This is a genomic window from Hymenobacter negativus, assembly GCF_016056375.1.
GTDB classification, from domain to species: domain Bacteria; phylum Bacteroidota; class Bacteroidia; order Cytophagales; family Hymenobacteraceae; genus Hymenobacter; species Hymenobacter negativus_A.
In genome coordinates, this window is the sequence record NZ_JAEDAE010000001.1 from 252,052 (window position 1) to 278,037 (window position 25,986).

21 protein-coding genes and 1 riboswitch are annotated in these 25,986 nt (G+C 62.1%); of the genes, 6 read left to right on the forward strand and 15 right to left on the reverse strand.

Features of this window, described 5'->3' with window-relative positions:
• Positions 1-22 precede the first annotated feature (22 nt).
• Positions 23-114, forward strand: a riboswitch (SAM riboswitch).
• A 232-nt stretch (positions 115-346) separates the two neighbouring features.
• Entirely contained in the window at positions 347-1,807 is a 1,461-nt protein-coding gene (locus tag I7X13_RS01110) for an amino acid permease (protein WP_198074045.1), read from the forward strand.
• Positions 1,808-1,866: 59 nt separating this feature from the next.
• Here the strand turns inward: I7X13_RS01110 and I7X13_RS01115 are convergent, their stop codons facing one another.
• Positions 1,867-2,325: a hypothetical protein gene (locus tag I7X13_RS01115; protein WP_198074046.1), complete on the reverse strand. Its 459-nt coding sequence runs from the start codon at positions 2,323-2,325 to the stop codon at positions 1,867-1,869.
• A 202-nt stretch (positions 2,326-2,527) separates the two neighbouring features.
• Here I7X13_RS01115 and I7X13_RS01120 point away from each other — a divergent pair, with 202 nt between their 5' ends.
• Both I7X13_RS01120 and I7X13_RS01125 read left to right on the forward strand, forming a co-directional pair.
• Positions 2,528-3,253, forward strand: a complete 726-nt coding sequence (locus I7X13_RS01120; protein ID WP_198074047.1) for a GAF domain-containing protein — start codon at positions 2,528-2,530, stop codon at positions 3,251-3,253.
• A 148-nt stretch (positions 3,254-3,401) separates the two neighbouring features.
• On the forward strand, positions 3,402-5,981 hold the full coding sequence (locus tag I7X13_RS01125; protein ID WP_198074048.1) for a type IA DNA topoisomerase: 2,580 nt from the start codon (positions 3,402-3,404) through the stop codon (positions 5,979-5,981).
• A gap of 12 nt (positions 5,982-5,993) precedes the next feature.
• Here I7X13_RS01125 and I7X13_RS01130 read toward each other — a convergent pair whose 3' ends face one another.
• Entirely contained in the window at positions 5,994-7,871 is a 1,878-nt protein-coding gene (locus I7X13_RS01130; RefSeq protein ID WP_198074049.1) for a prolipoprotein diacylglyceryl transferase family protein, read from the reverse strand.
• A gap of 177 nt (positions 7,872-8,048) precedes the next feature.
• Positions 8,049-9,554, reverse strand: a complete 1,506-nt coding sequence (locus tag I7X13_RS01135; protein ID WP_198074050.1) for an SDR family oxidoreductase — start codon at positions 9,552-9,554, stop codon at positions 8,049-8,051.
• Between the two features lie 139 nt (positions 9,555-9,693).
• On the opposite strand from I7X13_RS01135, the gene I7X13_RS01140 reads away from it, so the two are divergent.
• Entirely contained in the window at positions 9,694-10,557 is an 864-nt protein-coding gene (locus tag I7X13_RS01140; RefSeq protein ID WP_198074051.1) for a DUF2911 domain-containing protein, read from the forward strand.
• Between the two features lie 89 nt (positions 10,558-10,646).
• Here the strand turns inward: I7X13_RS01140 and I7X13_RS01145 are convergent, their stop codons facing one another.
• The 8 genes from I7X13_RS01145 to I7X13_RS01180 form a co-directional block, all read right to left on the reverse strand.
• Entirely contained in the window at positions 10,647-11,993 is a 1,347-nt protein-coding gene (locus I7X13_RS01145; RefSeq protein ID WP_198074052.1) for a T9SS type A sorting domain-containing protein, read from the reverse strand.
• Between the two features lie 77 nt (positions 11,994-12,070).
• On the reverse strand, positions 12,071-12,829 hold the full coding sequence (locus I7X13_RS01150; RefSeq protein ID WP_198074053.1) for a slipin family protein: 759 nt from the start codon (positions 12,827-12,829) through the stop codon (positions 12,071-12,073).
• A gap of 86 nt (positions 12,830-12,915) precedes the next feature.
• Entirely contained in the window at positions 12,916-13,707 is a 792-nt protein-coding gene (locus tag I7X13_RS01155) for a hypothetical protein (RefSeq protein WP_198074054.1), read from the reverse strand.
• A gap of 90 nt (positions 13,708-13,797) precedes the next feature.
• The gene (locus I7X13_RS01160) at positions 13,798-15,153 is read right to left on the reverse strand and encodes a M28 family metallopeptidase (RefSeq protein WP_198074055.1); all 1,356 of its coding nucleotides are present in this window, start codon (positions 15,151-15,153) and stop codon (positions 13,798-13,800) included.
• 242 nt (positions 15,154-15,395) lie between these two features.
• A complete protein-coding gene (locus tag I7X13_RS01165) occupies positions 15,396-16,325 on the reverse strand; it encodes an enhanced serine sensitivity protein SseB C-terminal domain-containing protein (protein WP_198074056.1) in 930 nt (309 codons plus the stop codon).
• A 246-nt stretch (positions 16,326-16,571) separates the two neighbouring features.
• On the reverse strand, positions 16,572-16,937 hold the full coding sequence (locus I7X13_RS01170) for a c-type cytochrome (protein WP_233454627.1): 366 nt from the start codon (positions 16,935-16,937) through the stop codon (positions 16,572-16,574).
• Positions 16,938-17,124: 187 nt separating this feature from the next.
• Positions 17,125-17,820 (reverse strand): SCO family protein, encoded by a 696-nt coding sequence (locus I7X13_RS01175; RefSeq protein ID WP_198070343.1) that lies wholly within the window; start codon positions 17,818-17,820, stop codon positions 17,125-17,127.
• A 10-nt stretch (positions 17,821-17,830) separates the two neighbouring features.
• The gene (locus I7X13_RS01180; RefSeq protein WP_198070344.1) at positions 17,831-18,289 is read right to left on the reverse strand and encodes a hypothetical protein; all 459 of its coding nucleotides are present in this window, start codon (positions 18,287-18,289) and stop codon (positions 17,831-17,833) included.
• Between the two features lie 330 nt (positions 18,290-18,619).
• On the opposite strand from I7X13_RS01180, the gene I7X13_RS01185 reads away from it, so the two are divergent.
• Positions 18,620-19,612 carry an aldo/keto reductase gene (locus I7X13_RS01185; RefSeq protein ID WP_198074058.1) on the forward strand — a complete coding sequence of 331 codons (993 nt, stop codon included), beginning with the start codon at positions 18,620-18,622 and terminating at the stop codon, positions 19,610-19,612.
• Positions 19,613-19,660: 48 nt separating this feature from the next.
• On the opposite strand, the gene I7X13_RS01190 is transcribed toward I7X13_RS01185, so the two are convergent.
• Positions 19,661-21,109, reverse strand: coding sequence for a diadenylate cyclase (locus tag I7X13_RS01190; protein WP_198070346.1), 1,449 nt, complete (start codon positions 21,107-21,109; stop codon positions 19,661-19,663).
• A gap of 194 nt (positions 21,110-21,303) precedes the next feature.
• On the opposite strand from I7X13_RS01190, the gene I7X13_RS01195 reads away from it, so the two are divergent.
• The gene (locus I7X13_RS01195; RefSeq protein WP_198070347.1) at positions 21,304-21,564 is read left to right on the forward strand and encodes a hypothetical protein; all 261 of its coding nucleotides are present in this window, start codon (positions 21,304-21,306) and stop codon (positions 21,562-21,564) included.
• Positions 21,565-21,692: 128 nt separating this feature from the next.
• Here I7X13_RS01195 and I7X13_RS01200 read toward each other — a convergent pair whose 3' ends face one another.
• The 3 genes from I7X13_RS01200 to I7X13_RS01210 all read right to left on the reverse strand — a co-directional run bounded on the left by I7X13_RS01200 (position 21,693) and on the right by I7X13_RS01210 (position 25,445).
• Positions 21,693-22,931, reverse strand: a complete 1,239-nt coding sequence (locus I7X13_RS01200; protein WP_198074059.1) for a BaiN/RdsA family NAD(P)/FAD-dependent oxidoreductase — start codon at positions 22,929-22,931, stop codon at positions 21,693-21,695.
• The gene (locus I7X13_RS01205; RefSeq protein ID WP_198074060.1) at positions 22,928-24,715 is read right to left on the reverse strand and encodes a chloride channel protein; all 1,788 of its coding nucleotides are present in this window, start codon (positions 24,713-24,715) and stop codon (positions 22,928-22,930) included. The genes I7X13_RS01200 and I7X13_RS01205 overlap by 4 nt, the downstream gene beginning before the upstream one ends.
• A gap of 187 nt (positions 24,716-24,902) precedes the next feature.
• On the reverse strand, positions 24,903-25,445 hold the full coding sequence (locus tag I7X13_RS01210; RefSeq protein ID WP_198070350.1) for a TetR/AcrR family transcriptional regulator: 543 nt from the start codon (positions 25,443-25,445) through the stop codon (positions 24,903-24,905).
• Between the last annotated feature and the right edge of the window lie 541 nt (positions 25,446-25,986).

Below are 25,986 nucleotides of genomic sequence, written 5' to 3' on the forward strand. Positions count from 1 at the left end.
ATTCCTCCTCCCGGAAGGATTGTTTTTATACAGAGGCGCTGAGAGACAGGCTCGAAGACGCGCCGGCAACCACCCGCAACCGCGGCCCGGTGCCAATTCCTGACCATATAAAAACAACTGCCGTGCCTGCCGTTTCCGCTGCTTCGCTTGCTTTTTCTGGTGTTTTTCGTGCACGTTTGTTACCGGTGGGCCGGATGTTCGCGGGCTGTTGTTGCTGTTGATTCCGGGCAGTAGCGCGGCGTAGCTGAGGCTACGGCCGGCGCGGTTTCATTCTTTTTTACGGGCTTTTTGCTTTGCGGCACGACCGCTCCGGATGGAGCGGTGGCGTGGCGCGCTTCTATCTGTTATGTTGAAAAAATCACTGGAGCTGCTCCGCGCGGAGGCAGCCGAAACGGGGGCGAACACCCTCAAACGCAGCCTGAATGGCGTGAGCCTGATTGCCATCGGCATCGGGGTTATTATTGGGGCGGGCCTGTTCTCGCTCACCGGCATCGCGGCGGCCAACAACGCCGGGCCGGCCGTTACCATCTCCTTTATTGTGGCGGCGGTGGGCTGCGCATTTTCGGCACTGTGCTATGCCGAGTTTGCGGCGCTGGTGCCGGTGTCGGGCTCGGCTTACACCTATTCGTATGCCACCATGGGCGAGCTGTTCGCCTGGATTATCGGCTGGGATTTGGTGCTCGAATACTCGGTGGGCGCGGCCACGGTGGCCATCAGCTGGTCGCAGTACCTCATCAAGTTTCTTGGCAAATACGGGCTGCACATTCCGGCGCGGCTGGTGATGTCGCCGTTTGAGTCGGCTACGCTAGCGGATGGCAGCACCGTGAGCGGCTACGTGAACGTGCCGGCCATGCTCATTGTGCTGGCCATCACGGCCATCGTCACGCGCGGCACCAAAGGCTCGGCGTGGTTCAATGCACTGGTGGTGGCCCTGAAGGTGGCCGTGGTGCTGGTGTTCATCGCGCTGGGTTGGAAATACATCGACCCGGCCAATTACCAACCCTATATCCCGGCCAATACGGGTACCTTCGGCGAGTTCGGGCTGAGCGGAATTCTGCGCGGGGCGGGCGTTATCTTTTTCGTGTTCATCGGTTTCGACATCGTGGCCACCATGGCGCAGGAAACCAAGAACCCGCAGCGCAATATGCCGGTGGGCATTCTGGGCTCGCTGGCGGTGTGCACGGTACTGTTTGTGCTGTTTGGGCACGTACTGACCGGTTTGGCCAAGTACACGGAGTTCAAGAACAGCGCCGCCCCCGTGGCCATTGCCATCGAGAAAACGCCCTACGCCTGGCTGTCATCGGCCGTAATTCTGGCCATTCTGGTGGGCTACACGTCGGTTATTCTGGTCGATTTGCTGGGGCAATCGCGGGTGTTTTTCTCGATGTCGCGCGATGGGCTGCTGCCGCCGGTGTTTTCGCGGCTGCACCCCCGGTTCAACACGCCATTCCAGTCCAGCCTGCTGCTGGGCTCGTTCATTGCGCTGTTTGCGGGCTTCGTGCCCATCTCGGTGGTGGGCGAAATGACGAGCATCGGCACCTTGCTGGCCTTTGTGATGGTGTGCCTCGGCGTACTCATCATGCGCCGCACCAACCCCGACGCGCCGCGCTCGTTCCGCACGCCGTGGGTGCCGGTAGTGCCGATTCTGGGCATCCTCGTGTGCCTGGTGATGATGGCCTCGCTGCCCTGGGAAACGTGGCTGCGCCTGGTGGTGTGGCTGGCGCTGGGCATGGCTATCTACTTCGGCTACGGCAAGCGCAACAGCAAGCTGCGGCTGGCGCAGCAGAAAGCCGAACTTCCGCGCTAAAAATTTCCCGCAGTGTGCGCAGTGAAAAAGGCACACTGCGGGAAAGCCATGCCGTCGATTTAATGCGTGGTCAGCCCGTTCGCGTCCAGCTCCTCATCGTCGCGCACGCGGCTGAGGTCGCCTTCCAGGTCAATTTCTCCTTCCGGAGCGGTGGGCACGAGGGGGCGCTGCTTGTACACATCCACCGCCCCGCAGCGGTCGAGGACGGCGCGGGCCTGCTCGGCTTCTCCGGGCGTGTTGGTTTCGATGGTGACCACGGCGTGCTCGGGGCCGGTGGCGGCAATGTGGGCCTGGGCATCATCGAGCTGATTACCGCTAAACAGGTCCGTAAAAAACCGCGTCACGCTTTCGCGGAAGGGTTCGGCGGGGGCGCCGGCGTCGGGCAGGTTTTGGGCTTGCAGGGTTTGCTGGGTGGCGATGCGGATGCTGCCAGGAGCGAGCCCGGCGGCCTGCGCCTGCGTGGCGGCAAATTCCGCTTCGGAAGCGCTGGTGAATAAACCGACGATAACACGGGCCATAGAAGAATAGGGGAAGGTGTGCCGGTTCTACGGCGGCCCGGGCGGGCGGTTGTGGGGCAGAAGTGCACGTTCGGCCAGCACTCGGGAGCCGTTGCATAATTTCAGCCAACCATCATCCCCGGCCCAATACCTTTGCCATTGCACTTCCCGCAGAACTTTTATTCCCGTTCAAGCAGTTGGCGGCTGAATCCCGAGCTTATCCATGACCCCCACTCAATACCCCGGCCTGATACCTTCGCACGAACACGAGCGCCTCGCGGCCCTGCAGCCCTACCAGGTGCTGGGCACACCGGGGCAGGAGGTCTTCAATGATTTTGTGAGCATCGTGGCCAAGGTATTCGATATGCCCATTGCCTTGGTGAGCCTGGTGCGGGCCGACGACGTGGTGTTCATCGGCAACGAGGGCCTGCCCGAGGCCCTGGTGGTGAACCGCGAAGACAGCATGTGCTCGGTGGCCATCCTTAGCGACGAACTCACTGAGTTCCGCGACATCGCGGCCGAGCCCTGCGCCCTCGTAAATCCCTTTGTGGCCCAGCAAATGCAACTTGGCTTCTATGCCGGCCAAGCCCTGTACGCCCCCAATGGAATGGCCGTCGGCAGCCTCTGCGTCATGGACCACCGCCCCCGCCAGCTCACCCCCTCGGAGGGCTTATTGCTGAAGGACCTGGCGCAGGTGGCCCAGGAACTGCTGCGCCTGCAGGCCGCTCTGGCCGCCGGCTTCACCGTTCCCGAGGCCCTGCCCACTCGCCTCGACGCCACTGTGCAGCAGTCGCTCACCCGCCTGGCCACCCTGGCTGAGCTGAACCAGTGGGAAACCGCCGACACCGCCGAAGCCCACCAATACGCCGAGTCACGCCTCGACGAGGCCCGCTACCTGGCCCAGACGCTGTACCGTGAGCTACAAATAGTGCTGGCGGGGGTGGCATAGGCAAGCACACAGTTGGTCCACATTAGCTGCGCTGAACTTGCGCCAGCACCTAGCGCAGTTGCTCCAATCCGACCTTTTTCGCGGTTACCTTTGTTGATTCTCTACGCCGAAAAACACTCGGCGCAGCCCCTAAATCAACCCGAATTCCGTGATAGTTTGCATTGCCGAAAAGCCCAGCGTGGCCCGTGAAATTGCCACCGTGCTGGGCGCCACCCGCCGCATGGACGGCTACATGGAAGGCAACGGCTACCAGGTGACGTGGACCTTCGGCCACTTCTGCCAGCTCAAGGAGCCCGACGACTACCAGCCCGAGTGGAAGCGTTGGAGCCTGCACAACCTGCCCATGATTCCGGACACGTTCGGTATCAAGCTCATGCGCCGCGACGAGGGCGTAGTGAAGCAGTTTCACACCATTAAAAAGCTGGTGGACGAGGCCACCGAAGTGATAAACTGCGGCGACGCCGGGCAGGAAGGGGAAGTAATCCAGCGCTGGGTACTGATGGAGGCCAAGTGCCGCAAGCCCGTGAAGCGCCTCTGGATTTCGTCGCTGACGGAAGAGGCCATTCGCCAGGGCTTCCAAAACCTGCGCGAGGCCAAGGAATTCGACTCGTTGTATCAGGCCGGCAAGAGCCGCGCCGTGGGCGACTGGCTGCTGGGCCTGAACGCCACGCGTCTGTTCACTCTCAAATACACCACCTACCAGGACAAGCAGCTGCTGAGCATCGGGCGGGTGCAAACCCCCACGCTGGCCCTGCTGGTGGAGCGCTGGCACGAAATTCAGAACTTCAAACCGGAGCCGTATTGGGTGCTGAAAACCGAATACCGGGGCACTCTTTTCAGCCACATGGCGTCGCCGGATAAGGCCAAAGACGCCGACGCCGCGCCCGACACCAAGAGCCGCCTGCGCGCCCTGGGCTACTTCGTGACCGAGGAGGAAGCCCGCGAAACCCTGGAAGCCGTGCGCCCCGCCCCATTGCGTGTTACGGATGTGGAGATTAAGAAAGGCCGCGAATCCCCGCCGCGCCTGTTCGATTTGACTTCGCTGCAGGTGCAGTGCAACAACCAGCTTGGTTTATCAGCTGAAGACACGCTGAAAATCGTGCAGGGCCTCTACGAGAAGAAAGCCGTGAGCTACCCGCGCGTCGACACTACCTTTCTGCCCGACGACCAGTACCCGAAAATCCCCGGCATCCTGCGCGGCATCGGCTACGATGCGCTGACCGGCCCGCTACTGGCGGCCAAGATTCCGAAGACGCCCAAGGTTTTCAACAACAACAAAGTCACCGACCACCACGCCATCATTCCGACGGGCGCGGCCGGCCCCGGCGGCGGCATGGAAACCAGCGTGTACGACATCATCGTGCGTCGTTTCATCGCCGCCTTCTACCCCGATTGCGAGGTGAGCAACACCACCGTGCTGGCCGAAGCCGCCGAGCGCCCGTTCCGCGTGCGCGGCCGCCAGATTCTGAACCCCGGCTGGCGCGTGGTGTACGGCGACCCCACCCAGCAGGCCGCCCCCAAGCCCGCGCCCGCCCCGGGAGCCGCCGGTGCCGCCGAAGCCGACGATGACGCGGTTTCTACCGTGCTGCCCAACTTCGTGAAAGGCGAAAGCGGGCCCCACGACCCGCGCCTGGAAAGCAAGATGACCCAGCCGCCCAAGGACTACACCGAGGCCACGCTGCTACGCGGCATGGAAACGGCCGGCCGCAACATCGACGACGAGGAGCTGCGCCAGGCCATGAAGGAAAATGGCATTGGCCGCCCCAGCACCCGCGCCGCCATCATCGAAACGCTGTTCAAGCGCAACTACATCAAGCGCGAAAAAAAGCGCATCGTGCCCACGCCCACCGGTGTGGAATTGATTGGCCTGATTCGAAACCCCACGCTGAAATCGGCGGAGCTGACGGGGCAGTGGGAGCACAAGCTGCGCCAGATTGAGCGCGGCGAATTGTCATCGGAAGGCTTCCTGGGCGAGCTCTCGGCCCTGGTGCGCGAGATGGTGGCCGAGGTGAAGAACGACGGCCGGGGCCGCATGGTCACGTCCGGCAGTGCCGAGCTGGCGGTGCAGCAGGCCCAGGCTGGCGGCGCAGCCAGCAGCAAAGTGCCCGCCGGCATGACCGGTACCAAAGCCACGAAAGCCCCCGGCGCGGCCACGCTGCCCGGCGCCAACGGCCTGGGCTATTGCCCGGCGTGCAAAACCGGCCACGTCGTGCGCGGCAAAACCGCTTTCGGCTGCGTGCGTTTCCGCGAGGGCTGCACCTTCCGCCTGCCGGCCGAAGTGCACGGCAAAAAGCTGAGCGACCCGCAGGTGAAAGCCCTGCTCGCCAAAGGCCGCACGCCGGTGATGAAAGGCTTCATCGGGGCCGAAGGCCAGAAGTTCGACGCCGCCATTGGCCTCGACACCAGCTTTCAGCCCATGCTGCTGCAAGTGGCCGACAGCAAACCCGGCGCCGCGCCTGACTCGGGTCTGATTCCGTGCCCGGTGTGCAAGCTGGGCACCATGCTCAAGGGCAAGGCGGCCTACGGCTGCTCACGCTTCCGCGAGGACTGCCAGTTCCGCGTGGCCTTCGAGTGGGGCGGCAAGCAGCTCACCGAAACCCAGCTCAAGCAGTTGCTGCGCAAGGGCGAAACCAGCGTTATCCGCGGCTTCATCTCTTCTAAAACCGGAAATAAGTACGATGCCGCGCTGAAGGTAGAGGAAGGGCGCGTGGTGCCGGTGTTTGGGTAGGGAGTGTCCCTACTACCGGCTGATGCAGTAGTTCAACTTCAGGCTGAATCTGTTGTGTCGGCCAAGGTCGGTGGCAAAGTAGGGCTCCAAACTGAGTGAGGGGCGGCTGGGCAGGCGCAACAGGGCACTGGCAAACCCCATGCTTGGATTGGGGTTGTGCGGCGAATGCGCATAGCCCACCAATAGCTGTGGTCCATTCGTAATTCCCAAGCCGGAACCCACCCCCAGGCGCGAGGTATGGGCACCCAGCGCGTTTTCGGCTCCGTAGCAAAAGTCAGCCTGCCCAAAGGCTACTGACGGTTTGCCCATCCGAAGCATGAGCTCTGGCATTACATAGGTGCCCCCGCGCGACTCGGCACCCCCAAAATAGCTGAAGTACCCCAGCTGGCCCATGTGCAGGCCAAACCGCGCATCGATGCTGCGCCAGCCGTTTTCCCTGTGAATTTGCTTGTATACGTGCACATCGAATAGCAATGGGCGGAAAGTAGTGTCGCGGTCGGTGATGGGATAACGGCCGTTGGGGTCGGGCAGAGGCTGCGCGTTGATGCGCTGCTGACCCACCCACAGGCCTCCGCCCCAAGTATGGGTTCTATTGACGGGCTGGCCAAATGCATTGGTTTCTGCGGCGGTTTCAAACGCTACTTCGCCGCCCACAGCCGCAGCCTGCTGTTGCAGGGCCAGCCGCTGGCTGCCGCTGCAACCGGAGTTATTCACCAGAATTTTCTCATCCGCATCGTGGTGGTTCTCCAGCACGCCCCCGGTTACGGTCACGGTGTGAGTGGGACTGCCGCCGGGAGCCGGGGTTTGCTCAGGAGCCGGGGTCTGTGCAGTCGTGACGGCAATAACACCGATAAGCAGCAGGCTGAGCGGCAGCCCGGCCAAACGAAGCTTTGGCACAGTCGCGGCCGTAGCCAGAGCCGCACCCGTTTCCGCAATCAGCACTGCCAGCAGTAGTGCCTTCACGGCCAGCACTTCCGGAAGCGTGAGCGCTGCCGGACCCAGAAGCGCCGTGATTCCCAGCATACCCGCCACGATGATGAGCCGTCGTATGAGACTTATAGGGGTGACAACCGAGCCACTTGAAACTGCAATAGCCTTGCCCTGCCGCACCCGCCATGCCCACAGCCCCAGCGCCAGCAACCCCAGCGGCAGCAGCCACAGCTGCAATTCCAGCCACCGGCCACCCAGCACTGTGTGCACGTGGCCGGCCACCGGCTCACTGGCCGCATCGCGCCAGAAGCCCTGAGCAAAGCGCCCCAGCAGCAACAGCCCCGTTTGCAGCAGCAGCCACGAGCCCACCGGCCAGCGGCGCTTGCGGGTAGCCAGCAATACGCCGCCCACCACCGCGCACAATAGTAAGGCCAGCAGCTGCGTGGGGGCCACCGGGAGGCTGTGGGCCGCCGTGGCTGGTAGCAAGCCCGCCTGCACCTGTGCCCACCACGGCGGGGTGCCGGCCGCATATGTGAGGCCCCAGGCGGCGCTAGTGGGCTCGCCAAAGCAGCAGCCCGTGAGCACGCAGCCCACGCACTGCACTACCAGGGCCGCGCACAGGGGCAAGGCCAGCGCATCAAGCACGGCCCAACCCAGGCCCAGCCAGCGGCGCAGGGCTACCACCGTCAGCACCGCTGCCAGCCCGCCGCCCAGTATGGAGCGCGCCGTATCCGTAGGGACATTCGTGAATAGCAGGCTACTCCATTCGTCCAGCGGGTGGGTGATAAGCTTGGTGCCCAGGATAAGCGCCAAGCTGCTGGCCGCCACCAGCGTGAGCCAGGGGCGCAGTGGGAAGCCGCGCCGCCAGCCTTCCCAGAGCAGCAGCAGCACGTTGGTGAGCGTGGCCAGTAGGTAAAACGGCGCGTAGTAGTCGTGGTTCGGCGCGTAGGGGAGCAGCATGGTGGGGCAGTTAGAGCTGCTGTGGATAGCAGCCCCTAAACCTACCGTTCTACCCAAAGCTGTTGCAACCTAATTTCTGTAAGTATCAGACTTTGAAATCAGGTATTTATCATAATTATGCGCTGATAATCAATGCATAATTATGAATTATCTAGGCTTTAATATTATCGGTAGAATTCATGACTGAGCCAGCGCCGGCTGCTGCTTCGGCGGCACTGCGCTGTCCCGGTATTCCACCAGATTCTTCACCATGCCCTTGAAGATGATGCCGTGGAAAGGCAGCACCGCGTACCAGTACAGCCGCCCGGCCAGGCCACGCGGGCGGTAGGCGGCCAGCTGCTCCACGGCGTGGGAGCCGTCAGGCTGGTCCACGATGCGGAACTGCAGCCAGGCTTCGCCGGGCAGCTTCATCTCGGCGTAGAGCAACAGGCGGCGGCTGGCTTTGTCTGCCACCAGCACGCGCCAGAAATCGAGCGGGTCGCCGGCGCGGAGGCGGCTGGGCGAGCGGCGGCCCCGGCGCAGGCCCACGCCGCCCACGGCCTTGTCCATCAGCCCCCGTATGCGCCAAAGCCAATCGGTTTTGTACCAGCCCCGCTCGCCGCCGATGCGCCAGATATTGTCCAGCACCTCCGCCACCGGCCGGGTGAAGGGCATGAACTGGCGGTCGAAGAACATGCCGTTTTTGGGAATCTGAATGGCGTCCATGTAGTTCTGGCGCATCACGCCGGAGCTCAGCGCGTCGCTCCAACTGCTTACCACCTCATTTTGCTCGATGCGCTGGAAGGCCAGGGCCAGGGCGGCGCGGTAGCTCATGCACTCGTGCGGAATTACGGCGTCGATGCTTTTGGCTGGGTCGCACACGGTGTCATTTTTCAGGCTCTCGACCAGGCTTTGGGCCAATGAAAACGTGGTGCTCGTGACTAGATACAGCCACCACGACGACAGCCGGGGCGTGAGCACGGGCACCGTCACAATCCAGCGCCGGTAGCCGCGCTCGGCGGCCAGGCCTAGCAGCATCTGGCGGTAGGTGAGCACATCCGGCCCGCCCACGTCGAAGGCGCGGCCGAAACAGGCGGGGTTATCCAGCACGGCGGTGAGGTAGAACATGATGTCGCGGATGCCAATGGGTTGGCAGCGCGAGTTCAGCCAGCGCGGCGTCACCATCACGGGCAGCTTCTCCACAAGGTCGCGGATAATCTCGAAGGAGGCCGAGCCCGAGCCGATGATGATGCTGGCCCGCAGCACGGTGAGCCGGGCGGTAGTGGCCGCGCCCAGCACGTTTTCCACGGCGCGGCGCGAGCGCAGGTGCACGCTCAGGTCGTGGTCGTTGGCAATGCCGGAGAGGTAGATGACCTGCCGGACCGTGGTGGTGTTCAGGTAATTGGTGAAGTTTCGGGCCGACTGCTGCTCCTGCTGAAAAAAGTCTTCATTGCCGCCGCTCATGGAGTGCACGAGGTAATAGGCCGCGTCGATATCGGTGGGCACGGTGGCCAGGGTTTGGGGCCGAAGCAGGTCGCCTTTCACCACGTGCACTTGCGGGTGCCGGGCCTCGGGCAGCGTTTCGGGCAGGGCGAAGCGGCGCGGGTCGCGCACCAGGCAAATGATGTCGTGGCCGGCCTCGGCCAGCAGCGGCAGCAGGCGCTGGCCAATGTAGCCAGTGGCTCCGGTGAGCAGAATTTTCATAGGTCCGCAGCGGGGCGCGGAACGTGCGGCGGCGCTCCCTACTTGGTGTAACGGGCTGGTGGCGCGCTTGTTTGGTCACGGCTGCATTGGCGCGGCCCGGGTGCCGCAACCCCGGTCCCGAAACCGCATCTTTGCCCCTATGAAACACGCCCTACACCTCCTCGCTGCCGGCTTGCTGCTCACCACCGTGGCTCAGGCCCAGACCAAGTTCAGCATCCCGCCGCTGAGCCCCACCACCCACATCCACCAGAACTTCTCCACCTCCTACATCGACCTGACGTATTCGCGGCCTTCGCTGCGCGGGCGCACGGCCTTTGGGAGCGGAGTGGCTCCGTATGGTACGGTGTGGCGCACTGGGGCCAATACCGTTACCAAAGTGCGCTTTGGCGAGGAAGTGAAAATCAACGGCCAGGCGGTGCCGGCCGGGGCCTACGCTCTGCTCACCATTCCCGACGCCAAGGAGTGGACTTTCATCCTGAACCGCGACACCGCCCAGTGGGGTAGCTACGAGTACAAGCAGGCCCTCGACGTGCTGCGCGTGAAGGCCAGGCCCACCAAGCTGGCCGCGCCGGTAGAAACCATGAGCCTGGCCGTGGAAAACCTCAAGCCCGCCTCCGCCGACCTCGTTGTGACCTGGGACCGCACCCAGGTGGCACTGCCCATCGTGGCCGACCCCGACCGTGTGGTAATGGGCCAGATTGAGCAGGCCCTGAAGGGCGAAAAGAAGCCCTACGTGTCAGCGGCGCAGTATTACTACAACACCGGCAAGGACCTCACGCCCGCCATCGGCTGGCTCGATGAGTTCATCAAAGCCAACCCCACCAGCTACTACGGCTATTACTGGAAAGCCAAACTGCTCCAGAAGCAAGGCAAAAACCAGGAGGCCATTGCCGCTGCCAACAAGTCGATGGAATTCGTGAAGGACGATAAAAACGAAGTGTCGAAAGCCGAATACACGCGCCTGAACCAGGAAGTGCTGACCGCTGCCGGAGCCAAAAAATAACGCTTCTGCTTCCTGCATCTGATTTATTACCGCACAAAAAACGCCCCGCATCATCAGCGGGGCGTTTTTTCTTAAGAGTCAGGCAGAACTTACTGCACCACCACTTTCTGGCGAGCGGTGCCGCTGGCGGCCTGCACTTCCAGCACGTAGATGCCGGCGGGCTCGCGGCTCAGGTCAAGGGCGAGGGGCGTGGCACTGGTCCAGGCCTGCGTTTGCACAAGGCGGCCGGTAGCGTCCAGCACGCGCACGGTGGCGGGACTAGCCGTGGTGCGGGCCGCTTGCAGCGTGAAGCGGCCGTCCAGGGCCGGGTTGGGCGCCACTGTGAGGCTGGCTTGCAGGCCGGCATCGGTGCGGGTGGCCAGGGCCGTGCCGCTATAGCGGTTTACCACTCCCGCCACGCCCGAGGACTTAATTTGTATGCCCGCCGACCAGCCCACGGTGGGGCTCACAAACTCGGTACCGATGTGGTTGAAGGTGTTTTCGAGCGCTACCCAGGTCTGGCCGTTGTCGCGCGAGAAGGACGAGCCCTGGTCGCCGTTGCCAAGGTCGATACCGGTTGATACGTACTGGTTGGTGCCCGGCACCATGCTCAGGCCCGCGCCGTGCAAGGGGCCGGTATAAGTAACCGCACTCCAGGTGGCGCCGCCGTCGGTGGTGCGGTACAGCCCGTGGTTGAGGCCCCCCGTGTCGTCCAGCGTGCAGAGTAGCCCGTTCTGGGCATCGCGGAAGGAGAGGGTGGCCGGGCCGCCCAGGCTGGGGGCGACGTTGGCCACGGTCCAGGTCAGGCCCTTGTCCGGCGAATGAAACACGCGTCCTGCTATGGTGACAAACCAGATGTGGTTGCCTACCGCCGCCGGCGCTGTATTCATCGGGTATTCGCCCCGCGGGGTAGCGGGGCTGGTGGCCACCGGCGTCCAGGTAAGGCCGCCATTGGTCGTGGTGTACATTTCCATTTGAGTGGCCCCGGGCAGCGGGTCGCCCACGGTCACGCCATCGGTGGCCGAGAAAAAGTGAATCAGGTCCGGGTAGCTGCTGGGGGCGGCATATACAGAGGCGCTGTTCTGGACGGTCCACGTCAGTCCGCCATCGGTAGTGCGCAGAATGCGCCCGCCCGAGTTATTGTTCAGTGCCGTTGTAATCCAGGCCGTAGAAGCGCTAATGGCCGAGAGCGCCGTGAAGTCCTCATCCGCACCGGTCTGGATGGGCAGGTTGGTCACGGTCCAGTTCTGGCCGGCATTCACGGTACGGGCCACCTGGGGTATCGAGTAAGTGGAGCCAATGCTCGTGCCCACGGTCCAGGCCGTATTTGCATCCACCGCATCGATGTAGAAGGGGGCTATATCGGCCGCAAAACCAACGGGCTGATTTACCCACTGGGCCTGGGCCGAGAAACCCAGTAAGCAAAAGCCGAGGCAGGAAAGGAAATGTTTGTTCATAAAAGTTGAAAGGGGAAAAAGGGTGATTTCGTCCTGATAGATTGGCAAACCAATCCGTTGGTTGCCCGGCCTCGCAATTATTTTTCCGGCTGGCTGACCATTTGCGTGAAGCTACGGGCGGCGTTGGTGAATTCGGACGGCACGAGCACCACCGTAGTAGTGTTGTTGTCGATGCCGATTTCTGAGAGCATCTGCATGCGGCGCAGTTCCAGCGCAATGGGACTTTCTTCCATCTGCTTGGCGCCCTGCGTCAGCTTTATCGATGCTTCCAGCTCGGCCTCGGCCTTGATGATGCGGGCGCGCTTCTCCCGAATGGCTTCGGCCTCGCGCGCCATGGCCCGCTGCATGGACTCCGGAATTTCCACGTCCTTGATTTCGACCAGCTCAATCTTCACGCCCCAGTTTTCGGTGGCGGCGTCCACAATCTGCATCAGCGAGGCGTTGATGGCGGCGCGCTCGCGCAGCACTTCATCGAGCTGGTGCTGGCCGATGATGTTGCGCAGCGCCGTGACGGACAATTGATAAACAGCCTGGTTAAAATTGGCCACCTTGATGATGGCATCGGCCGGGTTCACCACCCGGAACCACAGCACGGCATTCACCTTAATGGTCACGCTGTCCTTGGTGATGGTTTCCTGCTGCTCCAAGTCCACGGTTTTGGTGCGCACGTCAATGGTCTGCTGGCGCTCAATAAACGGAATTATCCAGTACAGCCCCGGCCCGCGCAGCCCCGTGAACCGGCCCAGCCGAAATACCAGCGCCCGCTCGTATTCCTGCGCCACACGGATGCCGGAAAGGAGGAGGACAACGACGAGTAAAACGATGTACAGCGACATAGCGAGTTGGGATTGGTGAGTTTTGGGAGATGTATCGCTGCGGGGTGGCAGGCATTACAACAGCATCAGGCGTTGTCTTTTGCTTCTTAATTGCCCCAGCAGCAGGCTACCCGCTTGGGTGCTCGGAACCGAATCGGGATTCCGCTAACAAAGGCCCGATTGCCAGCGGTATCAATGGCCTCGAAGCTAACTGTGTACTCTTCTTCTGATTTAAAGTGCACGTCGCCCCCGCAGGTGAACCAGCCAACGCCCAACTGATTCTGCCACGGAATGAGATAAGTCGTAACTGATTGAGCACTTGTTGGATGCCGTATGGTGGCTTTAACCAGGCACCGCGAGCTGTCGCGCAACGGCAGGGAGAACAACACATAATTGTCCAGGCCTTCGCTGTTGGCTTCGTACTTTTTCTCCTTCACCGCCGGCGTGGCCACCCAGCGTGGGGCTACAGTATCAGGGGTAGAAGTTGTTTTCCAGCGGTAAGCGGTAGCACGCTTCTGGCCAGGGGCTAAGCGGCCGGGGCTGAAAAGGTAAAACAGGTTCTCATTGTCTTTAAAAGCGCGCAACTCGTATTCCGTGCCCGTAAGCAAAGGCCGGCTGGGGGCGAGCACTACCTGCGTGCGGGAATCAACATCAGCGGGTTCTGTGAAAATCAAGCGGTCCAGCACGAGCAAATCAACTGAATCGTGAGCCGACCATAGATACACGTGAATGGCGCTGCCAAATTGTTGCAATCTAGCCGCCAACGACTGCGCACCGCCCAGCCCATTGCCGGAAAACAGAAACACTTGCTTGGGCTGAATTACTTCGGGGTAGGGGCCGGGCCAAACACTTACCCAAGGAGAATAATCGCATTGCGCCTGTGCCAGCAAAGGCAACATAGCCAACCAAGTGACGGCGACGTATCGGCAAAAGCGACCTGGCAATTTCATTAAAACGGGTGTTCAAGTGGCTGATTGACGGATGAAAAATTACCGCCCCACCACCGGCAGCACCGCCACGCTCTCGTGTCCGGCCGCATCAATACTCGCCACGCCGAAAATGAAATTGTCCTTGCTGATGGGAAGGTCAGCCTTGGTATCGGCCACGGGGAAGCGCTGCTGCCACTGCGGGGCGCTGGTTTCGCGCACCAGCACCACGTAGCCACTGGGTTTGGGGCCGGCGGCGGGGGCCTGCCAGCGCAGCTCGGTGCGGTTGGTAAGGTTGGCGGTGAGGACTTCGACCTTGGTGGGCGCGGCAGGGGCCAGGGCCAGGCCGACCATGGTGGCGAGGTTCACGCCGGCGTTGCGGCGCAGGTAGGCGAAGTCTACGCCCTCGGTTACGTCGCCGTAGGCGCGGCCTTTTTCGGTGCGTAGGTCCTGGTGCTGGTGGGTGAAATCCTCGTTCATCTCGGTGAAGCGGACGGCAGCGAAACCCTGCTGGTTGAAGGGCGTGTGGTCGCCGCCGCGCAGGAATCGGTCGGGGCGGTACTCGATGGTGACTTGGTGGCCGTGGCTGTAAAGCTGGGCCATGCGGGCAGCGTAGCGGGCCAGCTGGCGACTGGGTGCGTCGTTTTCGGAGCTAAGCTGGCGACGTATTTTGGCCTGCTCGGGCGTTTCGGTGGCCGGCACGCCTTCGCTGAACACGCGCAGGTGCTTGTCGTCGCTGATTTCGGGGTCGAAGCCGTGCGAGTTGCCCACGATGTCGTTGTTGAGCATCGCAATCAGGTTCCAGCCTTCTTTTTTGGCGCGCTCGGCCAGGTGGCCCGAGCCGTAGAGGCCCTGCTCTTCGCCCTGCACGGCCACAAACTTGAGGGTGCAGGGAAACTTTTGGCCGGCCAGCACGCGCGCCAGCTCCATCACCAGCACCGTGCCCGAGCCGTCATCGTTGGCCCCGGGCGCGTCGGCGGTGGCGTTCATCACGTCGCTCACGCGCGAGTCGATGTGGCCGCTGACAAGGATGACGCGGGTATCGGTGGGGTCGGTGCCGGGAAGGGTGGCCAGCACGTTGGCCATGAGCACGGGCTTGTTGATGCGGCGGCCGTCGGGCTTCACCGTGAAAGTGTCCATCTCGACGGTCATTCTTCCGCCGCCGGCTTTGCTGTATTTCAGGAATTCATCGCGCACCCAGTTGCGGGCCGCGCCGATGCCGCGCGTAGGGCTCTGCGTGTCGCTCAGCGTGTGGCGCGTGCCGAACGAAACCAGCTTGCGGATGTCGGATTCGAGGTTTTTGGCCGAGATTTCATCCACCAGCTTCTGAATGGTGGGGTCGGCGGGTGGCAGGAGCGGGGCGGGCCTTTGAGCGAAGGCGGCGAAGGGCGCGAGAAGCAGCAGGGCGGCGAGTTTCATGGCGGTAAACTTACAGGAGCAAACGGGACTACCCTCCTTACCAACCGAAGGTCAGCGAAGCTAAGGAGGGGATGTTTGGCTAAAAACCAAACGGGGGTGGTTGTGGGCATATGCACGTCTGGCCGAAATACGTTCCGACCGGCGCACACGCCACAACCACCCCCATTTTCGCTGGCGCGAAAACATCCCCTCCTTAGCTTCGCTGACCTTCGGTTGGCAAGGAGGGGAGTTTGATGTTCTACTTATTTCTGATAAAACGGCTCTATCGTTTTGAAATACGGGTTCACACCCTCTTCCGAGTTCATGTCCAGCAGCATCAAATCCACGAACTGGTACACGTTAGTTTTGCCTTCGAGCACGGGGCCGAGCTGCTGCATGAAGCTGGGGTCGGGGTTGCTGCTGACGAAGGCGAGGAGCAGGCGGGGCACGTCGGGGTTGGTGGCCACCTGCATCTGGGCCAGGTAGGCAGCTTCGATGTGGGGCTGGGTGGCGGCCCAGGCGGCAATGGCATCGGCCACGGCCTGGGGGGCTTCGGCGGGCTGGCTGAGCATCACCTGGGCATCACCGCCGGCGGGCGAGAGCGCGCCGGTGAGCTGGCCCGAGAGCAAGGCGGCCAGCTCGTCCTTCGGCAGGAGCTTGCCGGCGGGCGAGAAGGGGTTCAGCACGCAGTCCTGGCCCTGCACCATGTTGAAGAAGGCGTGGCCGGGGATGCGCACATAGCTAACCAGGCCGTTGTCAACGCCACCATCGGTGAGGCGGGGGGGCGAGGAGAAGATGGGCAGCTTGCCATCGTTGAGAATTTGAAGCTGGATTTCCTGGCCTTCGGCGAGGGTCACTTCGCCGGTGCCGATGCCTTCCATGGGGGCCAGAATCATCAGGATTTCTTCCTGCAACAGGGCCTGGTAGAAGGCGGGGCGGGCGTTTTCGTCGGTGGCGGCCAGCAGCAGGAGCTGCTCCAGCACGTTCTGGGGCTCGAAAGGCAGGGGCGCCGGCTCGGGCATCTGGAAGGTGGGCACAGCGGGCTCCGGCTCTACCGGGGCCGTGAACTTGGCGCCTTGGTAGCGGGGGCCGCCGGCGGGCTTTTCGGCCGGGGCCGACGGGGTGGCGGGGGTGGCAGGAGCGGCCGGCTTTTCGTCGGCGGGTTTGTTTTTGAGGAAGTCGAGCAGGCCCATGGGGAATTCAGTGTTGCTAGTGGATTGAGGTGCAATCTACGGCGAAAAATGGGTTTTGGGCGGGTGAAATGAGGATTAAGGATGATGCAGGGGAGTTAATTAGAATAAGTTGCCTGGCATCCTGAGCGCAGCGAAGGACCTTGTCATGTTGGAGCCGCTTGCGGAACTACCACAAATCGGTCAGCCGTGATAAGGTCCTTCGCTGCGCTCAGGATGCCAGCTGTTTGCCCCTACCAGTCCAACCCCTCAGTGGCACTTGTCAATATCGGCCTGCACCTCGCGGATGGTGCGGGGCGCGGCCTCGTTACCCCAATGGCTTTCGATGTAGTTGAGCAGGTTGGTGAGCTGGGCGGGGCCCAGGCCCTTGTTGCTGGGCATGACGTTGTGGTAGCCAATGCCGTTGACGACGATTACCTCGCTCTGGCCGTTGCGAAGCAGGCAGGCCAGCTCGGCGCGGTGGTCCGCCAGGTAATCGGCCCCGGCCAGGGGCGGAATGAGGCGGGCCAGGCCCTGGCCCTGGTCGCCGTGGCAGCTGGCGCAGTGCTGGGCGTAGAGCTTTTCGCCCTGGTGGCGGTTGTTGCTGAAGCAGCCGGGGAGGAGCAGCAGGAGCAAAAGACCGGGGAGCAGGATAGGGGGGCGGAAGGGCATGAAGCGTGGGTTATCGCTCAACTGATGAAAAACGTTTGTCATCCTGAACGTAGCGAAGGACCTTCTCACGTTTGTAATCGTCTAACGTGAGAAGGTCCTTCGCTACGCTCAGGATGACAGCTGACCTGGGGCCGCAACGGCCGATTCCATTTTACCTCCCCGCCACGCCTTTTTTGCGGCCGTCAATTTCGGCCAGCAGCACCGGGATTTCGGTCATCAGGCGCTGCACTTCCTTGGGGTTGAGGCTGTCGTAGAGGCCACGGATGTGGCCCTGGTCATCCACGAGGGCGAAGGTGCCGTTGTGGGCGAAGCCGCCGGGGGACTGCTGGTCGGGCTGGGCGGCGGTGAAGTAGGCTTTGGCCAGCTGGAAGACGGTGTCCTTGGCGGTAGGCTCGCCGTGGGCACCGGTGGTGGCGAAGTGCCAGCGGCTAGCATCGGTGATGCCGAGGCGCTGGGCGTAATCCTTGAGGACGGGAATGCTGTCGTGGGCCGGGTCGATGGTGTGCGAGAGGATGGTCAGGCGCGGGTCCTGGCCGTATTTAGCGTACACTTTCAGCAGCTCGGCCTGCATTTTGGGGCAAATGCCGGGGCAGGTGGCGAAGAAAAAATCGGCGATATAGGCGCGGCCGGCGAAGGTCTGGTTGGTGAGCGTCTGGCCGGCCTGGTCCACGAGGCGGAAGCGGGGCACGGTGGCAAATACCGTGTCGGCGGGGCCGCCATCGGCGCGGGGCCGCACGTCGCGCTCGCCCATGATGGGTAGCTTGGCCGCTTCTTTGGGCGGCTCGGTGCAGGCGGAGGTGAGCAGGAGGGTGGCCAGCGCGGGCCACAACAGCAGGCGGTTGAACATAGCGGCGGGTTTATTTAGAAGCGGGGGGCGGTACTTCGCCGGCGGCGGGGTGCTCGGCGCGGAAGCGAGTGGCCGAGTCGATGGTGGCCTTGTACTGGCGCTGCACGGCGTCGAGAATCAGCTTTTGCTGCTGGAAATAGGCCAGGCGGGTGGCGGGGGCGGCCGTGGTGTCGGGGGCTTTATACTGGTGCATCCAGCTCATCATGGCCTTATCGGCGGCCAGCAGGCCGTGGATGTAGGGCGCGGGCGCTTCAGAATGGTAGCCCGAGAGCTTGGCCTTCAGCTCGTAGAGCTGGCTGGTTTGGGCCATCAGCGAGTCGTGCTGGTTCATGAGGGCCATTTCGGCAGCGCTGGCGGGCGAGGCCGCGCCGTTTTCGGCGATGGGCTTATTGGGCGAGGAGCAGGCGGCCAGCAGGGATGCAGAGGCCACTGCGGCAGCACGGAGCGCGTTTTTGAGGAGGCTTTTCACGGGGCAAAGGTACGGCCGGCGGCGGTGAGGGAAAGGTGAGGGGGACGGGGAAAGGCAGGCTGGACCGGGGAAGGCCTTGCCGGGACCGAGAAGAAGTTTGGCGGCTGCGAGGGAGGTTGGGGCGGCAGCGCGGAAAAAAACGCGAAATCAAAAGAAGAAGTCAACTGGTTTGTCATCCTGAGCGTAGCGAAGGACCTTATCACGGCTGTTGCTTTTTGTAATCACTGCAAACAGTGCGCGGCGAGAAGGTCCTTTGCTCTGCTCAGGATGACGGGTTTTAATCCACTCATCCACTACCCCATTCATCCACCAATTCATCAACCCCCGCATATGAAAACCCGCCAACTGGGCCGCTCCGGCCTCACCGTATCGGCTCTGGGCCTGGGCTGCATGGGCATGTCCGATTTTTACGCCGGGCAGGACGATGCCGAAAGCACCCGTACCCTGCACCGCGCCCTGGATTTGGGCGTGACGTTCTTTGACACCGCCGACATGTACGGCCCCTACAAAAACGAGGAGCTGGTGGGCCGCGCCTTCAAAGGCAAACGCGACCGCGTGATTCTGGCCACTAAATTCGGCATTCAGCGCGACCCCAACGACCCCACCAAGCGTGGCATCAACGGCCGGCCCGAGTACGTGAAAGCGGCCTGCGAAGGCAGCCTCAAACGCCTCGGCACCGACCATATTGACCTATATTACCAGCACCGCGTGGACCCCAACACGCCCATTGAGGAGACGGTGGGGGCCATGAGCCGGCTGGTGGAGGAAGGCAAGGTGCGTTTCCTAGGTTTGAGCGAGGCCGCGCCGGCCACCGTGCGCCGGGCCGTGGCGGTGCACCCCATCGCGGCGCTGCAAACCGAGTATTCGTTGTGGAGCCGCGAGCCGGAAGACGAGATTCTGCCCACCGTGCGCGAGCTGGGGGTGGGGTTTGTGCCGTATTCGCCGCTGGGCCGGGGCTTCCTCACGGGCCAGATTAAGCGCTTCGAGGATTTGGCGGAGGACGACTACCGCCGCCACACGCCCCGCTTCCAGGGCGAAAACTTCCAGAAAAACCTCGATTTGGTGGCCCGCATCAATGATTTGGCGAAGCAGAAACACTGCACCGCCAGCCAGCTGGCCCTGGCCTGGGTGCTGGCCCAGGGCGATGACGTGGTGCCTATCCCCGGCACCAAGCGCGTGAAATACCTGGAGGAGAACCTGGGCGCGCTGGAAGTGGAACTGACGAAGGACGAGCTGGCGCAGTTGGATGAGATTGCGCCGAAGGGCAAGGCGGCAGCGGGTCTGCGTTACCCGGCGGCCATGATGGGCTCGGTGAACGGGTAGCCTCACCCCCGGCCCCCTCTCCTTTGGGAGAGGGGGCCGGGGGTGAGGCTACGATGGTAGCAAATCAATCCACCCATCCTCGCTCACCACCACGGCCAGCACGGGGTATTTGCTGCTATTCACGTAGCGCAGAGCACCGTTGTAGCGGGAGCCACGGGAGGAGTCGCCTTTTTCGGTGGCCAGCCCGTCGAGGATGACGCCGATAGCGTGGCACATGGCATTGGGCTCGATAAGCACAGCCCCGTCGATGTTGGTGACGAGGCGTAGCACGGAGGGCGTCATGATGCGTGGCACCACACGGAAGCTCTGGCGGGTGAGGCGCTTGGCTTCATTGGCCGCGCCGGTGGTGATGACCAGGATGGTGCCGTTGGGCTGGCTGGTGGCCTGCTGGGCCAGGTCCCAGAGGTATTCGATGCTGTCGCGGTCCAGCGCCGGAAACACGATGCGCACGATGCGGGCGAAGTTGTCGGCCGCTACCTGGCCCTGGGGCAGGCGGGGCGTGTTGCTCACCACGCGCATGAGCACGTGGCCGGCGTGGCTCACTTCCCAGCTGTAGTGGTTGGTGAAATGCACCGTAACCAGCGGCTCAAACTGCGAGTCGGACTCGGGCACGAGCTGGCCCAGGCCGAAGACGTGCGAGGCATCCGAAATCAGGGCCGTGTGGCCTTCGCTCAGCTCCAGCAGCTTGCGGATGGAGCGGTGGTCGCGCATGGGCACAGGCGTTTCCAGGGTGAGCACGGGCACCACGGCCGGGTGCTGGCGGCGGCTCACCAGCATGGTGCCAATGCCTTCGTCGCCCTCGTGGCGCAGGGCGGCCACGCCGTTGCAGGCGTCGTAGAGGCCGTGGGTGCCGGCGGGGGCCACGCGAAGCATCAGCCGGCGGCCGGCCGAGCGCAGCACTTCGTTGTAGTCGCGGTCGAGGACAGGCTGGTCGTTGTCGGCGGTGTCGGCTTCGCGCAGGGCGCGGGTGCAGTCGTGCATAAACTCCAGCACGGCCGCGTGGGGCAGGTTGGCGGGGCGGCCCGAGCCGGGCTTGGGCAGGGCGTAGTAATTATCGTAACACTCGGCCGAGAGCTGGAGCACTACCGTCACAAGGTAACCCTGTAAACTCACCGGTGTGGAGCAGAACGAGCGGCGGCTTTCGTGGCGGCTGGTGGTGAGGCTTTGCAGGGTGGTTTCGGTGGCCTGACACATGAGCTCGTACCAGTGCTGCTTCTCGAACCGGTCGTGGTCGTTGGGGTGCAGGTGGTACACCGAGCCCTGGGGGCCTTTGTCGGCTTCCAGGGCCGTGGCTTTGAGTTTCACATCCCGGAAATCGGATGGCGAGTAGCGCACCGAAGTGGGCTCCAGGACCACGGCATCGGGCTCGTCGCCTTCCTTGGCCGACGCAAATCCTAACAAGAAAACCTCGGGCCGCAGGCTGCGGTCGAGGAGATTAAAAACCCCCTCGGCAAAGAGCTGGGCAGATACGCGAAACAGACTTTGGTGTTCCCACATGGGCAAATACAGAACGGTCGGGACCCGTCGCGGCCCCGGCTTCGCCCCGAACTACGCAAAAAAAAGATGGATAGTGGTGCGCCGAAACAAATTTCCTGCCCAAGTGCTTCAGGCATTTCTCCAAAAGCCGTATCTTCGGTACCCTGTCGGCCGTGGTAGCCGGCTCGTCCACACCGCCCCATCCTCGCAAGCTTATGCTCTTCGTCGACATGCTTTTTGTGATGGCGGTGGCCATTTCTTTTATCCCGATTCTGACCGGGTACTGCGCCCATAGCCGGGGCCGCTCGTTCTGGCTGTGGTTTGCGCTGGGCTGGCTATTGCCGCTGGTTTCGTTTTTCCTGCTCTTTGCCCTCATCGCCCGCGACGAACTGGACCCCGGCCGCCGATTACTCGGCGAAGCCCGCGAAATTCTGCGCGAAGCCGAGGAAAAAGCCGGCCTGAGAACAAAGCTGTAAAAGCCGTTTGCTTTAATGGCCGCTTGCTGTAGAGACGCATATTTGCGTCTCTAAGTAGGGTAGGTGCGCGTCAAACTGTATTCTGTTCAACTCACCGACGAGACGCAATCATGCGTCTCTACACCGTGCTAGCGTTTGCCCGGAAGCCAACCTTCGCTGATGGCCCGCGCCACCCACGCCCCGGTGCTGAAGCAGCCTTGCAGCAGGTAGCCGCCGGTGGGTGCTTCCCAGTCCAGCATCTCGCCGGCCACGAAGGTGCCCGGCCGCTGCCATAGCATCAGATTCTCATCCACAGCGGAAAAAGCAATGCCGCCCGCCGTAGAAATAGCTTCATCTAAGGGCCGCAGGCCCATTACGGGTAGGGGCACGGAGGTGAGCAGCGCCGCCAGGGCCTCCGGCTCCAGGGTTGCCGCCTCGGGCGCTACCTCGCGCAGCAGTGTGGGCACGGGTGGCCCCAGGTGCAGGGTCTTTTTCAGAAACTCGGGAAAAGAAGCCTTGCCGCGCGGCTGCCGGAGCTTCTGCAGGAGTGTGGCCGGGGGAAGGTCGGGCTTGAGGTTGAGGCGCAGCACCGCCGGGCCGCCCGCTGCCAGCGCTGCCCGCACCTGCGGGGTGAGGGCATACACCGGCGTGCCTTCCACGCCATAGTCAGTGAGCATGAGCTCGCCGCGCACGGCCGGGCCGTCTTTCACGCGCAGGGCAATGTTTTTGAGCGGGGCCCGGCCCACTTTCTCCCGAAAGAAAGCCGACCACGCTATTTCGGCCCCGCAGTTGGCTGGCGCGAAAGGCACCACCGGCATCCCGATTTCCTGCAGCAGCGGCACCCAGGCGCCATCGGAGCCGGTTTTGGCCCAACTCGCGCCGCCCAGTGCCAGCACCGTGGCGGTGGGTTCGATGATGAACTCACGGCTGGCCCCGGCGCTTTCATCACGCAGCCGCAAGCCCGCAGCCCCCACAAAGCCCAGCCAGCGGTGCCGAGTGGTGATTTCAACGCCCAGCTCGCGCAGTCTTCCCAGCCAAGCCCGTAGCAAATCGGCCGGCTTGTGCGCCGCCACCGGGAAGATGCGGCCACTGGTGCCCACAAAGGTTTCAATGCCCAAATCGCCGGCCCAGGCCCGCAGGTCAGCCGCCGAAAAGTGTTCCAGCAAAGCCCCGAAACGGGTGCTCTCCGTCCCGTAGCGTCCGGCAAAGGGCTCGGCATCTTCCGCATTACTCAGGTTGAAGCCGCCGTGCCCGGCCACCAGAAACTTACGGCCCACCGTAGCCTGCGCTTCAAAAAGCTGCACTTGCCAGCCGCGCTCAGCCAGCCGCTGGGCTGCCAGCAGACCCGCTGGCCCTCCGCCCACAATGGCTACGGTTTTCGTACTCACGCCTCGCTCTCCTGAATAAGCTGCTTGCGGTAGCGCGCCAGAATGGCCGATTTCAGGATGAAGCCCAGATAGCGGCCATCCTCCTCGCACACGGGCAGGGCCCAGGCTCCGTGGCGGTCCAGCAAGCTCAGGGTGTGCTCCAGGTTATCATTCGGGCCTACCACGGCCGGGGCGGGCTTCATCAGCTCGCGCACGCTGGTGGTGCCGTAGTGGGCATCATCGAAGAGGGCATCGCGCACCGAATCGAGGCTGACCACGCCCAGTAGCCGCCCCCCGGCCGCCACCACCGGAAACAGGTTGCGCGAGGAGTGGCGGAAAATTTCCACCAGCTCGCCCAGCGTCGTTTTGGGCCGCACGGGTATGAAATCGGTTTCGAGCAGCTTGCGCGGGTCCAGCTGGGCCAGCAGGCCACGGTCGCGGTTGGCGTACACGTCCACGCCTTTCAGCGTCAGCTTGCGCGTGTACACCGAGTACGGCTCGAAGTATTTGGTAATCAGATAAGAACTGCTCGTAACCACCATCAACGGTACAAACAGCGCATAGCCTCCGGTAATCTCAGCGATGAGAAAAATGGCCGTGAGTGGCGCGTGAATCACGCCTGCCAGCGTGCCCGCCATGCCCAGCACCACGAAATGTACCTCTGGGATGTGTACCAAGCCGCTCAAATTGATGAGCCGGGCGAAGAAAAACCCTGCCAGCGCCCCGGCAAACAGCGACGAGCCAAACATGCCACCATTGCCGCCTCCGCCCACTGTGATGCTCGTGGCCACCACCTTCAGCATCATGCTAAACAGCACCAGCACCAGCAGCAGCCAAGGGTTATTGTCTTGATAGACCGAGAAAATGCTGCCGTCTGTAATATTTTCGGCATGGCCACGCAGCAGTAGCTCCACCGTGTTGTAGCCCTCGCCATACAGCGTCGGGAACAGGAAAATCAGCCCGCCCAGTGCCGCCCCGGCAATAAGCACCTTGCGCCAATTCAGCCCCGGCCAGCGCTCGAAAAAATGGTCGAACCAATGGTAGGTCCGAATCATATAAACCGAGAAAAACGCCGTGAACAGCCCCAGCAGCACATAAAACGGTACCGCATCAACCGGCCAGCTGGTGGTGATGAGCACGAATGGCTGGCCTGCATACAGCGCCTTCGAAATCACCGTGGCCGTAGCCGATGAAATCAGCAGCGGGATAAAGTATTGTGCCGGCAGCTCCAACAGAATGGTTTCAACGGCAAACAGCACCCCCGCAATGGGCGAGTTGAAGATGGCTGCCACGCCCGCCGCCGCGCCGCAGCCCGTGAGTAGGCGGCGGCGCCGCCGGTCCAGGTGCAACACCCGCCCCGCATTGGAGCCAATGGCCGAACCCGTCACCGAAATTGGGGCCTCGGTACCTGCCGAGCCGCCAAACGTGACCGTAAAAAAGGCTGTGATAAGCTGCGAATACAACTTCGAGCGCGGCACCACGCTGCCCTCGCGGGCTGTGTTGTATATAATCGGGGCGATGCCACGCCCCAGCTGCCCGCCCAGAAACCACTTAGTAAACAGCACGGTAAGCATGATGCCGATAACTGGGTACACCGAAAGTGCAAACACCCGGTTCGGCTCCGAGATGCCCATGCGCAGCATTTCCTGTCCCCAATGCACCGCGTTCTTGAGCAATACCGCCGCCAGGCCCGCCGCTCCGCCCACCAGCACGCTCAGAATGAGCATGTACATTCGCTCGCTGATGTGGCGTGCCCGCCAAACCAGTAGCGGGCGCAACAAGCGGTGGACGGCGTGATGGGGCATGGGCAAAAAAAGTGGGCGGCACTTTTACCAACGCAAAATTGGGGCCCGTAGATGTAAACGACCTGAAGCTGCCACTCGCCTGCTTTGGTAGCAGCCCGTTCAATTAAAAGTAGCTGAGACCTGACGTTCTGTTAATCAATTAATTGATTAATGATAGCACGAATCACATTTTGCTTGGCATCACCTCTTACTCGGGCAGCGGCAGCCCCTGTACATAGGTTTTTTTGAGGTGCTCGCCCACACGCAGCAGGCTTTCGTCGTGCTCATACAGCAGGTTGCGCCACAGGCTTTGGATGAGCAGCAACAGTCGCAGCGTCATCATTTCCGGGTCGTCGGTGCCGAGCTGCTCAAATGCCTGCTTTAATAGGCTGTCGATGGGGCTCATAAAGCGCTGAAAATACTTCTGCACCAGCGGCTTGCTGAACTCTTTGTCCTGCACTTTCCAGAAATCGGGCTCGTCGTGCACCAGCTTGTAGGGCAGGTCAATGGTTTTTTCAATCAGCGCGCGCGGGTCTTTCTCGGCAAGAATGCCGCGGTTGGCTTCCACAATACGCTGGAAGCCCTGCTTAATCAGGTATTCAAAAAGCTTCTCTTTGCTCAGGAAATACTTGAACAACAAGGCTTCGGAGACCCCGGCCGTCTTTGCGATGAGCAGGGTAGAGGTGTTATCGTACCCGCGCTCACCGAAGAGCTGCAGGGCCGTTTGTTCGATTTTGGAATGACTGGTCATTGGCCAGACCGGATGAAGATGATGAGGACCCGAATCAAAACTGCTCCGGATAAAGGAAAATACGTGTTTTTGTAAAGTAACGCCGCCCGCACGAGTTAAAAAGCCGCTGGCCTGTATTACCCCCAAAAGGTACAGCCGGCTAAATCGAAATAAATCGACTTAGCCGGCTGTAATAGGCTGATAAACTCGTTGTTGGAACCTTCTAGCGCGAAGGCAACGTCATTTTCAGCAAATGTTGCCAGACGGGGTGGGAGTTCATCTGGTTAAACAGAACGTGGGAATTTGGCTGCCTAGCAAACGGGTGAGATGTTGTTCGACAGCGAGACAAAGGTAGAGAAGATTATTTGCTGTAAAATGAGTGTTAGCTCACTATCTGTAAGTGTTTACTCACTACATTGGTAATGAGATTTATAAAATGACAAGCGTTGGGCATTAAGAGGGTGTAGAATAGAAGGTGCCAAGTTAATCCGCCCGAAATTCGGAGGTGAGTCGATGCTATTGGCGTTAATCGTCAATTCAGGGCAGCACTGTAGGATGGTTG

Bases quoted from the DNA above. Each gene is read 5' to 3' on its own strand.
- I7X13_RS01195 (WP_198070347.1), top strand. From the start codon at position 21,304: ATGCTCTTCGTCGACATGCTTTTTGTGATGGCGGTGGCCATTTCTTTT.
- I7X13_RS01155 (WP_198074054.1), bottom strand. From the start codon at position 13,707: ATGTTGCCTTTGCTGGCACAGGCGCAATGCGATTATTCTCCTTGGGTA.
- I7X13_RS01115 (WP_198074046.1), bottom strand. From the start codon at position 2,325: ATGGCCCGTGTTATCGTCGGTTTATTCACCAGCGCTTCCGAAGCGGAA.
- I7X13_RS01145 (WP_198074052.1), bottom strand. From the start codon at position 11,993: ATGAACAAACATTTCCTTTCCTGCCTCGGCTTTTGCTTACTGGGTTTC.
- I7X13_RS01120 (WP_198074047.1), top strand. From the start codon at position 2,528: ATGACCCCCACTCAATACCCCGGCCTGATACCTTCGCACGAACACGAG.
- I7X13_RS01190 (WP_198070346.1), bottom strand. From the start codon at position 21,109: ATGTGGGAACACCAAAGTCTGTTTCGCGTATCTGCCCAGCTCTTTGCC.
- I7X13_RS01130 (WP_198074049.1), bottom strand. From the start codon at position 7,871: ATGCTGCTCCCCTACGCGCCGAACCACGACTACTACGCGCCGTTTTAC.
- I7X13_RS01135 (WP_198074050.1), bottom strand. From the start codon at position 9,554: ATGAAAATTCTGCTCACCGGAGCCACTGGCTACATTGGCCAGCGCCTG.
- I7X13_RS01205 (WP_198074060.1), bottom strand. From the start codon at position 24,715: ATGCCCCATCACGCCGTCCACCGCTTGTTGCGCCCGCTACTGGTTTGG.
- I7X13_RS01185 (WP_198074058.1), top strand. From the start codon at position 18,620: ATGAAAACCCGCCAACTGGGCCGCTCCGGCCTCACCGTATCGGCTCTG.
- I7X13_RS01175 (WP_198070343.1), bottom strand. From the start codon at position 17,820: ATGTTCAACCGCCTGCTGTTGTGGCCCGCGCTGGCCACCCTCCTGCTC.
- I7X13_RS01110 (WP_198074045.1), top strand. From the start codon at position 347: ATGTTGAAAAAATCACTGGAGCTGCTCCGCGCGGAGGCAGCCGAAACG.
- I7X13_RS01140 (WP_198074051.1), top strand. From the start codon at position 9,694: ATGAAACACGCCCTACACCTCCTCGCTGCCGGCTTGCTGCTCACCACC.
- I7X13_RS01210 (WP_198070350.1), bottom strand. From the start codon at position 25,445: ATGACCAGTCATTCCAAAATCGAACAAACGGCCCTGCAGCTCTTCGGT.
- I7X13_RS01150 (WP_198074053.1), bottom strand. From the start codon at position 12,829: ATGTCGCTGTACATCGTTTTACTCGTCGTTGTCCTCCTCCTTTCCGGC.
- I7X13_RS01165 (WP_198074056.1), bottom strand. From the start codon at position 16,325: ATGGGCCTGCTCGACTTCCTCAAAAACAAACCCGCCGACGAAAAGCCG.
- I7X13_RS01160 (WP_198074055.1), bottom strand. From the start codon at position 15,153: ATGAAACTCGCCGCCCTGCTGCTTCTCGCGCCCTTCGCCGCCTTCGCT.